Annotated in this window: 13 protein-coding genes; 5 read left to right on the top strand and 8 right to left on the bottom strand. The window is 60.4% G+C overall.

Annotated features, from left to right (window positions below):
- Window positions 1-129 precede the first annotated feature (129 nt).
- Window positions 130-1,539, bottom strand: a complete 1,410-nt coding sequence (locus TTER_RS09990; protein ID WP_012875906.1) for an MFS transporter — start codon at window positions 1,537-1,539, stop codon at window positions 130-132.
- A gap of 154 nt (window positions 1,540-1,693) precedes the next feature.
- Between TTER_RS09990 and TTER_RS09985 the strand changes: the two genes are divergently transcribed.
- The gene (locus TTER_RS09985) at window positions 1,694-2,659 is read left to right on the top strand and encodes an AraC family transcriptional regulator (RefSeq protein ID WP_012875905.1); all 966 of its coding nucleotides are present in this window, start codon (window positions 1,694-1,696) and stop codon (window positions 2,657-2,659) included.
- A gap of 24 nt (window positions 2,660-2,683) precedes the next feature.
- Here the strand turns inward: TTER_RS09985 and TTER_RS09980 are convergent, their stop codons facing one another.
- The 4 genes from TTER_RS09980 to TTER_RS09965 all read right to left on the bottom strand — a co-directional run bounded on the left by TTER_RS09980 (window position 2,684) and on the right by TTER_RS09965 (window position 5,918).
- Window positions 2,684-2,926 carry a glycoside hydrolase family 95-like protein gene (locus tag TTER_RS09980; RefSeq protein ID WP_012875904.1) on the bottom strand — a complete coding sequence of 81 codons (243 nt, stop codon included), beginning with the start codon at window positions 2,924-2,926 and terminating at the stop codon, window positions 2,684-2,686.
- Between the two features lie 226 nt (window positions 2,927-3,152).
- Window positions 3,153-3,917, bottom strand: coding sequence for an SDR family NAD(P)-dependent oxidoreductase (locus tag TTER_RS09975; protein ID WP_012875903.1), 765 nt, complete (start codon window positions 3,915-3,917; stop codon window positions 3,153-3,155).
- A 10-nt stretch (window positions 3,918-3,927) separates the two neighbouring features.
- Window positions 3,928-5,226, bottom strand: a complete 1,299-nt coding sequence (locus TTER_RS09970; RefSeq protein ID WP_012875902.1) for an aspartate aminotransferase family protein — start codon at window positions 5,224-5,226, stop codon at window positions 3,928-3,930.
- Window positions 5,227-5,228: 2 nt separating this feature from the next.
- Window positions 5,229-5,918 (bottom strand): GntR family transcriptional regulator, encoded by a 690-nt coding sequence (locus TTER_RS09965; RefSeq protein WP_012875901.1) that lies wholly within the window; start codon window positions 5,916-5,918, stop codon window positions 5,229-5,231.
- Window positions 5,919-6,170: 252 nt separating this feature from the next.
- On the opposite strand from TTER_RS09965, the gene TTER_RS09960 reads away from it, so the two are divergent.
- From TTER_RS09960 to TTER_RS09945, 4 genes are read left to right on the top strand one after another with little or no spacing between them, the layout of a single operon-like run.
- Window positions 6,171-7,520, top strand: coding sequence for an ABC transporter substrate-binding protein (locus tag TTER_RS09960; protein WP_012875900.1), 1,350 nt, complete (start codon window positions 6,171-6,173; stop codon window positions 7,518-7,520).
- Window positions 7,521-7,529: 9 nt separating this feature from the next.
- Complete coding sequence (locus TTER_RS09955) at window positions 7,530-8,489, top strand: carbohydrate ABC transporter permease (RefSeq protein ID WP_012875899.1); 960 nt, start codon at window positions 7,530-7,532, stop codon at window positions 8,487-8,489.
- 4 nt (window positions 8,490-8,493) lie between these two features.
- Complete coding sequence (locus TTER_RS09950; protein ID WP_012875898.1) at window positions 8,494-9,342, top strand: carbohydrate ABC transporter permease; 849 nt, start codon at window positions 8,494-8,496, stop codon at window positions 9,340-9,342.
- Between the two features lie 8 nt (window positions 9,343-9,350).
- Window positions 9,351-10,637 carry a glycoside hydrolase gene (locus tag TTER_RS09945; RefSeq protein ID WP_012875897.1) on the top strand — a complete coding sequence of 429 codons (1,287 nt, stop codon included), beginning with the start codon at window positions 9,351-9,353 and terminating at the stop codon, window positions 10,635-10,637.
- Window positions 10,638-10,646: 9 nt separating this feature from the next.
- On the opposite strand, the gene TTER_RS09940 is transcribed toward TTER_RS09945, so the two are convergent.
- The 3 genes from TTER_RS09940 to TTER_RS09930 all read right to left on the bottom strand — a co-directional run bounded on the left by TTER_RS09940 (window position 10,647) and on the right by TTER_RS09930 (window position 14,393).
- Window positions 10,647-11,993, bottom strand: a complete 1,347-nt coding sequence (locus tag TTER_RS09940; protein ID WP_012875896.1) for a family 4 glycosyl hydrolase — start codon at window positions 11,991-11,993, stop codon at window positions 10,647-10,649.
- A gap of 28 nt (window positions 11,994-12,021) precedes the next feature.
- The gene (locus tag TTER_RS09935) at window positions 12,022-13,746 is read right to left on the bottom strand and encodes a dihydroxy-acid dehydratase (RefSeq protein ID WP_012875895.1); all 1,725 of its coding nucleotides are present in this window, start codon (window positions 13,744-13,746) and stop codon (window positions 12,022-12,024) included.
- A 227-nt stretch (window positions 13,747-13,973) separates the two neighbouring features.
- Window positions 13,974-14,393 carry a hypothetical protein gene (locus TTER_RS09930; RefSeq protein WP_012875894.1) on the bottom strand — a complete coding sequence of 140 codons (420 nt, stop codon included), beginning with the start codon at window positions 14,391-14,393 and terminating at the stop codon, window positions 13,974-13,976.
- Between the last annotated feature and the right edge of the window lie 49 nt (window positions 14,394-14,442).

The following is a 14,442-nucleotide window of genomic DNA, read 5'->3' as shown; positions in this document are numbered from 1 at the left end:
GGCCCGCGGCGGGCATCGACCCGCACCCGCCGGCCTTCCCGTCGGTCAACTGCCCCTTCCCGATCATGAAACCTTGCATCTCGTGAGCCCGCGCGCACAGCGAGGACACAGAGATCGCCCAGCAGCCGGCTACCCGAGGCGCCCGGCACCACGTTGGCCCCACCACACGGCGAGAGCTCCGAGCACCAAGGGCGCGGTCGTGAGCAGCACGGCGACGTTCCAGCTGGCGATGACTCCAGCAGGCCCGGAGCCGGTCGCACGTCCCACAAGCGTGACCACGGCGCTCACCCCTATAGCCGAGCCTACGAAGCGGGCGGTGTTGTTTGCCCCGCTGCCCATAGCGGTACGGCTCGGCGGCACACTGGCCACTGCCTGTCGTCCCAATGCCGCGTTGAGCAAGCCGTTGGCTACGCCTGCCAGCACCAGCCCAGGCAGCAGCCTCGCCACCGTGGCATCGGAGGTGGGCAGCAGGAGCAGGAGCTCACCCACCGCACACCCAGCCAAACCCACCACCAGCTGCGCCCGTGGGGAGAGCGACGAAGGCAGCCACCTGGCGAGCACCGCAGCGATCGAGCTCGGTCCTGACCATGCAAACAGCACAAGGGTCGCCACCATAACCCCATAGCCCAGTCCCACCTCCACCACTATCGGCACCACGGCCGACAGCGAGAGGATCCCCAGCCCAGCAGCAAAGGCCGCCATCGTTGCTCCCAGGAAGTCGGGACTACTCAGCAGCGACAGGTCGAACATCGGATGTGTGGTGCGGCGCTCGTAGAGCGCAAACGCCACCAGCAACAGCAAACCCGTAGCCAGCAGCAGCATCACCAAAGGGCTGTCCCAACCCAGCCTGCCTTCTACCAAGCCTACCATCAGCGCCGCCACCCCAAGCCCCAGTAGCAGCACTCCCCACACATCCACGGGCCTGGAGAGCTCCACCCTGGACTCCGGCAGCATCACCAGGCCAAGGCCGGCGATCATCACCATCGCCAGCCCCACCAAGAGGTAGGGCAGCCGCCATCCCCCGCCGGTAGCAACGAACGGTCCCAACGAGACCCCGGCTCCCAGCGCGCCCGCCCACAGCCCCATGGCTCGAGCTCTAGGGTATCCCTCAGGAAACAGCTGCCCTATGATGCCCTGAGCACAGGCCAGCACCGCTGCCCCTCCCATGCCCTGCAGGACACGGCCGAGCACTAGCACCAGCCCGTTGGGAGCCAGCCCGCACAGCAGCGAGGCCCCGGCCAGCAACAACGCCCCCACCACAAAGATGCGCCGTCGCCCGTGGTCGTCGCCTATCGCCCCGCTGCTAAGCAGCCCAGCAGCAAGCCCCAGGTTCGTCGCGCTGACCACCCACGCCTGCGTCCCTGGCCCCATCCGCAGATCGGCTGCCGTGCTGACCACCGTGGTCAAGGGCACCATGATGGCTACGTAGAGCAGGATCGTGGCAGCAGATGCCAACGCAAGGGCGCGCCAGGCACCCCGAGACACATCATCCATCCGCGTGTTCACATCCGAGACAACTTCAGATCTATGCACCACCATATGGGATCACCACAACCAACCTACTGGACAGCACTCAATGCCCCACCCCTTCGCTGAGGCTCATCCTGTCCGCGTCTAGGTAACATTATGGGAAGCAGGTGAAAAAAGGTGTTAGAATGATATTCCAGAATTTTTGTCATATAGTGCAAAAACCATGAGCTACACAGAGACAGGACCAAGCACCCAACTGCTGGCCATAGACGAGCGCGAGCGTCTCAGGATGCAGGCCAATCGCGAGGAGCTGGTGGACCTCATCCTACGCGCCGTCCCCGAGGACGGTGCCCGGGAGCCGATCGAGGGGCTCATGCTGCGGAGGACGTCTTACCCCACCGAGGGGGGCCGCGGCGTGTCCCAGCCGACCCTGTGCGTCGTCGCGCAGGGCAGCAAAGAGTTCCTGCTAGGGCACGAGCGCTACAGATACGACCCCTACCACTACCTGGTCGTCACGGCCGAGCTGCCCTACGCCAGCCAGGTGGTCGAGGCATCGCCCGCGCATCCGTTCCTGTGCGTCGTGCTTTACCTCGAGCCCAACCTGGTCCATTCGGTGATCATAGAGGCCGAGCGAGGAGCACCCAGCCCCAGATCGGATATCAGGGCGGTCCACGTGAGCCCGCTGGATGCCGGCCTGCTGGACGCGATGGTCAGGCTCGTGAGGCTCGTGGAGTCACCAGCACAGGCTAGCTTCCTTGCCCCCCTGATCAAGCGAGAGATCATCTACCGGCTGCTGCACAGCGAGCAGCGCGGCCGCCTGTATCAGGTGGCCGCGCAGACCGGCCACACACAGCACATCATACACGCCATCCGCTGGCTCAGGGAGAACCTCGACAAGCCCCTGCGGATAGAGCAGCTGGCGCGGGACACGAGCATGAGCGTCTCCAACTTCCACCATCACTTCAAGGCGATCACCGGCTTGACCCCGCTGCAGTACCACAAGCAGCTCAGGCTACAGGAAGCCCGTCGCCTGATGCTCAACGAGGGCCTGGACGCCACCAGCGCAGGCCACCTCGTGGGCTACCAGGACATCTCCCACTTCGTCCGTGACTACCGCCGCCTCTTCGGATCCCCTCCCATGCGCGACATCGAGCGCCTCAGGGAAGACGCGCTCGCGGGAGTACCTTAGCCTCAGGCTATCCCTGCGCGGGAGCTAGTTAGCACCCTCTAGCGCCCTCAGCTCATAGGTCAGCCCAGCCAGGCAGCGGAAACCGGCGACGCCGTCTTCTTCCCACCGCACCTCCACCGGCGCGCCATCGAGCCTCACGTCAAAGCGATCGCTACAGCGCACCCGACAGAGGCCATCGCGCAGGGTCCTGATCTCGGCGCTGGCCAGGCGTCCCCCCTGCCACCGGACGGACACCTCGAATCCTCCCCGGGCTCGCAGCCCCTGCACCCAACCCTCCCGCCAGGCATCAGGCAGGGCATCCTATCAGCAGGAAGTTGGACACATGCACCGAAGCTTGTACACCTATGGCTATGTGTTATAGACCATGATTAGAGCAGAAGGCAGCGAGGTTTGCTAGCTACTCAAGCTATAGACCTATCGCCACCGGAGGCACACCACGAAGCTGCTGGATTGCTGAGGAGCCTGAAGCTTAGCCGCGGATGACGAGCGCACGCTAGATCGCCGACGAGGCTCCGCCGTCCACGTAGATCGCCGCTCCCGTGACGCCACTGGACTCGTCGGAGGCTAGAAACAGGACTGCGTTGGCCACCTCGCGGGTGGAGAGCATCCTGCCGTTGGGCTGCTGCTGCTTGATCAGGGCGTTCAGCCGGTCCATCCCCCCAAGCTCCTCAGCCAACCTACGGTTCAGGGGTGTATCCACCCAGCCCGGACACACGCAGTTGCACCTTATCCCCCTCTCAGCGTAGGACACCGCGATGGCCTTCGTGAGGCCGATGATCCCGGCCTTCGATGTGGTGTAGGCCTCGTAACCCGGCTCGGTCAGCGTGGCCATGACGGAGGACATGTTGATGATCGAGCCCCGGCCCTGCTCCAGCATGTGAGGGATGGCTTCCCTGCAGAAGAGGTAGGTGCCTCGGAGGTTTACATCGAGCACCCTGTCCCACAGGTCATCGCCCAGCTCGTGAAAGGCCCCGGAGTACATCACGCCCGCGTTGTTGAACACCACATCGATTCGACCATACTGCCGGAGGGCGGCTCCAACGGCCTCTACCGCGGTCGCTTTGTGGGAGACATCCCCGCTGATGCCGACGACCTCGGCCCCTCCAGCCTTGAGCTGGCCGACGAGGCCCGCCAGACCCTCAGCGTCCAGGTCGACCAAGACTAGCCTTGCTCCGTGCTCGGCGAACACCTCCGCGGTGCCTCGACCTATACCGGAAGCCGCTCCTGTTATCACCGCTACCTTACCGTCCAGCCTCATCCCTACCACCTCATGACACGTGCGCTGGCATGCTCGAGAGCACCTGCCTGGCGATCTCGAGGGTCATAGCTATATCCGCCTCCGTGTGGGCAGCTCCCACATGGTTACGCTTCAAGGCGGTGGGGAGCATGAACACCCCGTGCTCGCACATCGATCTCCTGAACCAGATATCCCTCTCCGTGTCGTTCCGCAGCAGGTCCTCGTAGCTCTCGATGGGCCCCTCCATAAAGTAAGGTACGAAGACCGATCCAAAGCGAGCAACGGTCATGACGATGCCCAGCTCGCTGGCTATCTCCTGCAGACCGTTGGCGGCCATCTCAGCCAGCTGGAAGCAGTGCTCGTGGACCCCTCCAACCTCCAGCTCGCGGATGGTCGCGAGCGCCGCCGCCACGCTGCTCGGCGTGCCGTTAAAGGTGCCGGCAAAGAACACTCCCCCTCCCGGTGCTAGCCTCTCCATGTACTCGGCCTTGCCGACCAGAGCCGCTATGGGATAGCCATTGGCCATGGCCTTGGCAAAGGTGGACAGGTCAGGGGTAACCCCACATATCCGCTGGTATCCACCCAGGTCATGGCGGAACCCTGTGACTACCTCATCGAATATGAGCAGGCTACCGTTCGCGTGGGTGATCGTCCTCAGACCCTCTAGGAACCCCTCTTTGGGCATGACACAGCCTATGTTATGAGGTATCACCTCCACGATGACCGCGGCTATCTCATCACTGCGACTGTCCATGAGCTCGCCTACGGCCTCCAGATTGTTGAAGGGGAGCACAAAGGTATGGTCTATCTCCTCCTGTAGCATGCCCTGAGATAGCGGGTCCTTTCGCCCAATCCTCTCTGGTGGGCTGATCACGTTCATGGCCACGGCATCGTGCCAACCATGATAGGTCCCCTGGAACTTGACGATAGAGGGGCGACCGGTGACGGCCCGAGCTAATCTGATGGCGAGGTAGGTCGCCTCCGACCCTGAATTGCACAGCGCTACCATCTCGGCAGACGGGACGTGCTCGGATATCTTCTCTGCAAGCAACACCTCTAGGTCGGTCACTGCCGTTCCCACGAGGTCCACCCTCTCCATAGCCTCCCTCACGGCGGCGTTCACCGCGGGATGATTATGTCCCAGGATAATGGGGCCGAACGCCGCGTGATAGTCGAGGTACCGATTGCCGTCGGCATCGTAGAAGTAAGCTCCCTCGGCCCTGACTATCGCCATAGGCCAGGGCAGAGCTCGGTTGTTAGAATTGACGCCCCCCGGTATATGACGCCTAGCCCTCTCAACCCACTGGAGATTGCCCTCTGTGTTGCCCATCGCTAACCTTCCTCCTCGTGGTTGAACAAGGGAGAGAACCTGTGCCTGACCGACTGGCAATGGAACAGGACCAGCCTGGCGGCCTCGTCTGGATCCCTCCTCACCAGCGCCTGCATAATGAGCCTGTGTTCCCGGTTAGAAGCGAACATGCACTCCCTGTCAAGGCACTTGCCGTAGGCCATGAGAAAGAGATCCGTCTTCTCCTCGTTGCGGTTGACGACCTCTGCGAGCGATCTGTTGTCTGCTGCCTCACCTATCAGCGCATGAAACTCCCTGCCGGAGCGCAGGAAGGTAGGGACGTCCTCGTTGCTGGCGGCCTCCTCCCCCATCTGTATCACCTTTTCCATCTGCTGTATCTGGTCATTGGTTACGTAGAGACAGGCTCGCCTTGCCAGGTAAGGCTCGATCACCTCATTGGCCGTGAACATATCGATAAAATCCTCCCGGGTCAGCCTGCGCACGTACATACCACGACCATACTTGGTCTCTATCAGACCATCGTGTTCGAGCATGAGCAGAGCCTCCCTGACGGGGGTCCTGCTAACGTTGAGTGACCTGGCGATCTCCTCTTCCACCAACGGCTGGCCAGGGGCGAACTGGCCCTGGAGGATAGCCTCTTTGATGGAGGCGTACACCAGCTCTCGGTAGCGCCGGGGCTGACCTACGGGGGGAACCTTCAGAACCGCCTCCACATCAACACCTCCTATCGCAATCCATTTTGTATACAAACATTCTAGTGCAAAGCGCCCATAGAAGCAATAGGAATCCCAAAACACACCGTCAAGAACCTATTGACAAGCCCTGACCTCCCTACTACAATATTAGCTAACCGCTACGGGACATAAATTCGTATATTTGTATACAAAATAGGGGTATTGCAGGCATCAGGGCTAGTAAGGCATACGAGATCGGAGATCAAAAGGGGAGAGGAAGGAGAGCGAGCGATGAGCAGCACTGAGCAGCCTTTATCAAGAAGGTCTTTTCTAAAGATAGGAGGCCTAGCATTAGCAGGCATGGCGGTTGCCTGCGGCGCGCCGCAGGCAACCGCCCCCACCCCGAAGAGCGGAGGCGCAAGCAGCGCCCCGGTCAAGATAACCTTTTGGAACGCCCTCTATCCGACAGAGGATCCCAACAAGAAGAAGAAACGCGAGCAGTTCTACATCTACCAGGCCATCAAGAGGTTCGAGTCGGCTAACCCTCACATCACAGTGGAGCTGGTATCCGTGCCTGGTGATCCGCAGATGTTCACCAAGTTCCGTACGGCCAGCATCGCCAAGAACGGGCCCGACGTCTTTGGCACCTGGTCCGGCAACTACATGCTCAATCTCAAGCAGTTCCTGGAGCCCCTGGACAGCTACTTCACCCAGCCAGAGAAGGACCGCATAACCGGTTGGGAAGCCGTCACAGAGGGCTTTAGGCCGGGTCAGGGCAAGACCTATGGCGTGCCGGCCGGGTCCGATGGCTGTGTGTGCATCTTCTACAACAAAGACCTGCTCTCGAAGGCAGGAGTGGATCCCGAGAAGAACTGGCCCTCGGACTTCGCAGGCTTTCTCCAGGTGCTCCAGCAGATCAAGACCACCGGGGTAATACCGCTGACGCTTGGAGGTGGTGGGTACGTCTATCACTTGTTGAACTACTGGATCGCGCAGATGATAGATGGCAGCCCAGGGCTGGAGGAGCTAGTCACTGGCAAGAGGAAGTTCAGCGACCCCAAGCTAGTGTCCATCGTCCAGAACTGGACCAAGCTGCGACCATACACTAATCCTGGTGCGGAGTCAGCTGGGGACGAAGCTGTCCAGCTCTTCTATCGGAAGAAGGCCGCCATGACGACGGGAGGATTCTGGATCATCTCTGATGCTCGCACAACCCTGGGGGATGCTCTAGGAATGGTCAAGATCCCGAACTACAGCGATGACGCCCCCATCAAGAACGGAGGCGTTGGAGGGGTGGGCACGGCCTTCGTGGTCTCCAACTACTCCAAGCACAAGCAGGAGGCAGTGGACTTCATCAAGTTCTTGATGAGCAAGGAGGAGCAGGAGCTGAAGGCCAAGTCCGGAGAGGGCAACCTAGTGAACGTGAAGGATGTTGACCCCAATGAGCTCTACAAGGACCCGTTGCTCAGGCTACAGTACAAGTGGGGCAACGAGCCGACCACTATATTCTGGCCGGACAACGTCTTCCCCGCCGAGCTCACGGCCGAAGAGGTAGCTCAGGCTCAACTAGCTTGGACCGGTAAGCTCAGCCCCAAGGACTTCATGGAGAAGCTGGATAACAAGCGCGACGAGCTGCTCTAGGAGAAGCCGATGAGTACCTTACGCGGAACCGGCACCGGCAGGGCCCTGGGGCAAGCATCCAAGAAGGCACCAGGCTGTGTGCTCAGCATAGGACCTGGAGGGTTGGCCAAACGGGAGGCCATAACCGCCTACCTCGCGCTGCTCCCGTCGCTCGCGTCGATAGGCCTACTGGTATGGTACCCCTTCATCAACAGCATCTACCATAGCTTCACTCGCTGGGACGGCTACAACTCCAGCTGGATAGGGCTCCACAACTACATCGATATCATTAGCAACGGCGACCTATGGATGTTGCTAAGGACCAACGCCGTGTTCCTGCTATCCGTCCCCGGCATCCTCCTGATATCCCTGGTATTATCAGTGCTGCTGTACGAGCAGGTCCCAGGCTGGTGGCTCTTCAGATCGGTGTACTACCTGCCGACCATCCTGTCGGCTGCGGTAGTGGGCATGCTCATGAAAACCATGTTCTCTCCGGTGGGCGCAGTGAACCAGCTGCTAAAGGACCTCGGACTAGCTTTTCTAACGACCGAGTGGCTTAGCTCCACGCCCACGGCCTTCATGGTGCTCATACTGGCGTTCTACTGGCAGACGCTCGGGCAGGGAGTACTGATATTCCTCTCGGGGCTGGCCAATGTATCGACCGAGCTGTTCGAGGCAGCACGCATCGACGGAGCCAGCTGGTGGCAGAGGTTCTGGAAGGTCACATTGCCGCTGCTCGTGCCCACCATAGCCTACTTCATGATCATCAACGTGATATGGATCTTCGTCGGCCTGTTCGCCCTGGTGTACACGGTCACTGGTGGGGGGCCCGGGTACTCTACGACTCCGATCGACTACATGATCTACCTGAAGGCATTCCAGGTCGGGGACATGGGCTACGCCTCAGCACTGGCGGTGATCCTGTTCGTGATCGTGGCCATAGTTTCAGGCGTACAGCTAAAGATTTTCGACAAGCTCACTACGGAGTAGATGCATGATCAGAGCAAGCGCTTTTCCCCACAGAGAGCAGGCTTGGAGATGGCTGATCTCCCTGATCCTCACGCTTGTGGCGGTGGTAGATCTGTACCCGATCTTCTTCATGGCGGCCAACACCCTGAAGACGAACGCCGAGTATCTTACCAATCCCCTAGGGATGCCGAGGCACTGGACATACCTGGATAACTACATAGGTATGTTCTACAGGTTCGATCTGCCAAGGCTTTTCTTCAACACGCTGCTGTACATCCTGTTGGCCGCAGCCCTGTCCTTGGCTATCTCTATCCCTGGGGCATTCGCCTTAGCCAAGATGAACTTCCCTGCAAGGGGCTTCTTACGGATGGCGATCATCTCCACGCTCATCATCCCAACCATAACCTTTATAATCCCCAACTACCTGCTGATGTCCAAACTGGGGCTGGTGGACCACTACTTGTCCGTCGTGCTGCTATGGGGGATTACTAGCGTGCCTGGGACGATCTTCCTGCTCAGCGCTATCATGAGGGGCATACCGAACGAGGTGCTGGAGGCAGCGAAGGTCGATGGTGCCGGCTTCCTGCAGACCCTCCTCTGGCTGGTGATGCCGCTCAGCGTGCCGGGCATCATCACCGTGCTGATATTCAACTGCACCGGCTGGTGGAACGACCTGCTTCTGCCCCTGATATTCCTCCAGTCAGACAACAAGATGACCATCACGGTCGCGGTCGCCACCATAGTCGGTAGGTATAGCAGCGACTATCCGCTACTCATCACTGGACTGCTGCTAGCGTCTATTCCCCCCATGGGCATCTACATCCTGATGCAGCGCTACATCAGGCAGGGGCTGGTGATAGGATCTATCAAGTAGGAGCTGAGATGGTAGCTGTAGATGTAAGGGTGGACCTGGAGTCCCAATACCAGGAGATAGATGGCTTCGGGGTCAACATCAACCCCGTCTCCCACTGGAGAGATGGCAAGCTGGCTCCCGTGCTGGACACGCTGGTGGACGACCTGGGAGCTAGCATCTTTCGGCTGGACCCTTACGGCACGACCGACTGGATAGATCCGATGGGTGAGCTCGGCAAAAGCGCCCTCAACCGGATAAATTACGAGGCAGCGTACAGGTCACCACCTTTCGGAGAAGCCTGGGAGACGGCCCGCTACTTGGCGAGCAAGGGTGCGACTATCCTCTTGAACGTCAGCGGCCGGGTGCCCAATTGGATGTGTGACGAACAAGATCGCCTCACCGACATCAAGGCCTACTGTGAGCTGTTGGTGTCACTGGTAGACTGGGCCAGACACAAGGAGGGTCTGCCAGTAAAACTCTTCGGTCCCTTCAACGAGACGGACCTTGGCCTCCCAGAGGGCCCCAGCGCGGAACCCCAGATCGTGGCCGAGGCGACGGCACTGCTTGCCGCTGGGCTGCGGGATTTGGGGCTAAGGGACGTCAAGCTGGTGGTGGCCGACCAGGGCAGATATAACCTCGACTACATCCAGGCCATAGCTCGCGAGCCCGCCGCCCGGGACGCGGTAGGCGTGGTCGGGATGCACTGCTACTCGGATATACCTCTAGACTCCGTAAGCCGCTTTATCCAAGATCTTGACCTGCCATGGAGATACTGGTTGACCGAGTACGGGGACCTGGACCAGACCGGAGAGAAGGAATGGGAAGTAGCGGTGGCCTCCACACGCCGCCTCTTGCGAGGGCTTCAAGATGGTGCCCAGGCAGCCTTGGTATGGGACGCCTACGATAACTACCATCGCCACGATGAGTCCTGGAGCATATATGGCCTGCTGCGCACTGCCCTGGGCCGATACCTCCCCAAGAAGAGGTACTACGCCGCCAAACAGATCTACAGGTTCGTGCGTGCGGGGGCCCGCAGGGTGGCGGTGACCACCAGCTACTCAGGGGTAACTTGCCTCGCGTTCACCCACGCAGAGGGTATCACCATTGTCGGCCTCAACGAGGGACAGGATCACATCTCCCTGCGCCTCGCGCTTGAGCACGCAGACGAAGCGTCCCTGGGAGGCAGGGAGTGCTCGATTTGGGCGACGACCAGGGAGCTGAACTGCGAGATGCTGTACAGGTTTCCGCTCTCTCGGCAGCTGCAGCTGCACGTACTGCCCGAGAGCATCTTCACCGTCACCTCCTGTGCCCCATGAGGGAGCACTCTACCTGTAGTGCTCCCTCATGGCCTCATGCCCTGGCAGGCTAAGTATCTCCTCAACCAACTTAGCTGCCTGCTCTTCGGAGCGGGTCCATGGGTCCATGAGCACTAGCTGGCGCAGCAGCTCCAAGCTACCGTGCTCGTAGGCTGCAAGCTCCATATTGACCGGAGCTACCCTGTCGCGAAGTATGTGGTCGATGACGGGTCCGGGCAGGCCATCAGTGTGCACGGGCTCAAGGCCTCGCCTGCTCGCCAGCAAAGGCACCTCCACGGCGATATCCCTCGGTAGGCCCGGCACGAACTCGTGCGTGTTCGGCACGTTCCCTATGAGCACCTTGGGCACATCAAAGTACAGCGACTCCATCATAGGCACCATGACCTCGCCCGAAGCCTTCGGAGGGAAATGATCGATGAGCCTGGCGTTTGGATCAGCTGCCAGCTGGGCCATCTGCCTAACTTTGCTCTCCCCCCACTGGAAATAGCGCTGCCACCAGCCTGCCGGGTCCTCCCGCCAGCACCGCTCGACCTCCTCGCTGGTATGGTACCACCAGGGCCATGATCCGCCTCCCGGGGTGCAGGTGTCGCCTATAGGGAACACCCCGAACCTGCGGTAGAGGTCGATGGCCTTGGGCCCGAGATCATCACTCCAGCCACAGTTCTCCCAATAGGCTGGAGCTTCTTGCGCTATCCAGTCCTCGAGGAGAGGGAAGACATCCTGACCGTTATGGTAGATATGCGTCAGCCAGACGTGGTGGTTGACCCCAGGCACCTGGAAGGTGAGCTTGTCTCTGTCGAGCTTGAGCACATCTGCCAGGTGATACACACCGGAGAAACCGTGGCATAGGCCGACCATCTGGACTTGGGGGTACTTGCGGGACAGATAGGTTATGCCAGCCAGGACCGGATTGGCTACTTGTAGGTACCAGGCATCGGGGCATAGCTCCATAATGTCCTGGAGGACTTCCTCGAAGAGCCTGATCTGGTAGAAGTTGATCCAGAAGGCCTCGTCATGCATCACGTGAAGGCTACCGCCGAGGCGATAACCCAGCTTGCGCGCCTTATCCCAACCCTCACGCAGCCTATGGTGACCCGCAGCCAGTGCGGTGTTCACCACAAAGTCCGCCCCCTGCAGCGCCTGCCTGCGATCCGTGGAGCTCTCAAGGTAAAGCTGTGTGCCCACCTCCGTGGCATACCTACGGCAAAGGTTGTACACGACATCCAACCTGTCTGGATCTATATCCATGAACACGACTGTGCTACCACTTAGATTGGGAGTCAGGCAGAGATCTCGTATGAGGCTAAGAGAGAACACAGCACTGCCAGCCCCTATGATCGTTATTCTTGGTGCCATCTCCTCCTCCTTTGGATCAAGAATTCTCTCAGGATCTACCTACAACCGGTTCAACCAGGCCCAGATCTTCCCCTGGGACCAGCCTAAGAAAATCGAAGTCGCAGCCCTCATCGGCCTGCAGGACGTGCTCCATGTAGAGCAGGGGGTAGCCCCGGACGTGCTTGCGCGGAGGTGGCCTCCACTCTTGCCTACGATGGTCCATCTCCTCCTCATCCAGGAGCACAGATAACTTGCGGGAGGCAACGTCTATCTCCACCATGTCCCCGTCCCTCAGCAATCCCAGAGGCCCCCCTACGGCTGCCTCGGGACAGGCGTGCAGCACTATGGTGCCCGAACTGGTGCCGCTCATGCGCGCATCGCTGATGCGTAACATGTCCTTGATGCCCCTGGATAGCATCTTGCGTGGTATGGGGATGGCACCCCACTCGGGCATACCCGGCCCACCGACCGGCCCGGCATTGCGCAGCACGAGCACAGAGGACGGGGTCACCGGCAGGTCAGGGTCATCTATCCTCTGGAGCATATCCTCATAACTCTCAAAGACCAGCGCGGGCCCAGAGTGCCGTAGCAGATCGGGAGAAGCCGTGCTGGTCCTCAGGATAGCCCCCCTCGGCACGAGGTTACCATGGAGCACCGCTATGCTGCCGTCCGCATAGGGGGCAGAGGCCAACGACCTGATGGTGTCGCCCTGTGGCTCTGGGGCTGACTCCAGGTTCTTGCCCAGAGTCTCACCGGTGACCGTCAGGCAGCCTAGCGAGAGCATGTGTTGGAGCTCGCGCATCAGCGCGGGCACTCCGCCCGCTGCGTCGAAGTCGTCCATCAGCTTCTCGCCGGACGGCTCCACATCTACCAGCATCGGGACCATGCGAGCCACACGATCGAAATCTGCAAGTTGCAGATCGATTCCCAGCCTGCCAGCCATCGCCAGGAGGTGGATCACCGCGTTCGTGGAGCCCCCTATCGCTGAGTAGACTATCAATGCGTTCTCGAACGCGTCCCGGGTCATGATATCCGAGGGTTTTATCTGCCTTTGGACCAGATTGACGATCGCAAAGCCGCTCTTCTCGGCAGCCGCGAGTCTTCTGGAATCCACGGCTGGGATGGTGGATGTGCCAGGCAGCATCATGCCCAACGCCTCGGCCAGCACAGCCATCGTGGAGGCGGTTCCCATAGTGTTGCAGGTGCCGACGCTGGCCGAGTAGCGCGCCTCCAGCTCCTCGGCACTCGACCCATCCACCTCCCCGAGCCTGTACTTGTCCATGTACTCCCACAGAGCAACCCCCGATCCTAGCCTGTGCCCCCGCCAGCAGCCAGGGATCTTGGGACCTGCGCACACCTGAATCGCCGGGATGTTGGCGCTGGCGGCCGCCATTAGCTGCGCTGGTATGGTCTTGTCACAGCCTCCGAGCAGCACCACGCCGTCTATCGGGTAGGACCTCAGGGTCTCCTCGACCTCCATGGCGAGCAGGTTCCTGTACAGCATGGCGGTAGGCTTCATCAGCTCCTCGCCCAGAGATATGGAGTTGAACTCCAGAGGGACCCCTCCGGCAGCCATCACCCCTCTCTTGACAGCGGCGGCCAACGCTCGCAACCCCAGATTGCAGTTGTTCAGCTCGCTCCATGTGTTGGCTATGCCTATCACGGGCTTACCCCGGAACAACTCGGGATTCATTCCCAGGGTACGCAGCACCGACCGGTGCTGCAGCCCGAGCTCGCCCTGCCTGTCAAACCATCTTCGACTTCTCAGCTCCACTTAACAACCGCCTGTTGGTTCGCGTATTTCTGCATTTTTGTATACAATTATACGAAAATACAGGCGCTATAGCTAGGGGTGGAAGAGGACACGTGAGCCCTCACAGGGTTCAACCCCGAGGAGATCGGCACAGACCATATGCCTGCACAGAAACGGTCACCGATGACCTCCGTCCCTGGGGAGCTGGAATTATGGTCTGGGGTGCGACGAGCGAGGGCTCCAGGGGGCTACCGATGCAGCAGGGTACGGAGCGCCGCTCTGTACCACGGCAGACCGGACTCCTCGCCGGCAGCAGCTTGATCAGCATCATCGACGCTCATGGAGAGCACGTAGTGTGGGAAGTCCCAGTCGTAGACCGGCACTCCATCGGGATTCATAGGCATGTAGGCTCTGGGGTCGATCAGACCTCCTAGCAGGACATCCCCTGAGGAAGCCCTGGGCTCGGCTGGTCGGGAGGGCTGCACGCGCATCCTGCGCCCGGCCTCACGTGACATCTCGATGGTAAGCCTTGCATCCAGCCAGCGCTGCTTGAGGAGCACCAGGGGCGATGGCTCCGCAGCGCCCAGCCGGTACCGGGCGTATATCGACCACAGCAGCACTGGACGCTTCAAGGTGACAGGCATGGTGCGTCGCCGGGTTGTTGGCATAGCAGACCTCCTCGCTCTTCAGCCTTTGCCAATGAGCAACTATATTAAC

Origin of the sequence: Thermobaculum terrenum ATCC BAA-798 (assembly GCF_000025005.1) — a bacterium.
Classification (GTDB): domain Bacteria; phylum Chloroflexota; class Chloroflexia; order Thermobaculales; family Thermobaculaceae; genus Thermobaculum; species Thermobaculum terrenum.
The sequence above is the reverse complement of the archived record's forward strand: the minus strand, read 5'-3'. Positions and strand labels throughout refer to the sequence as shown.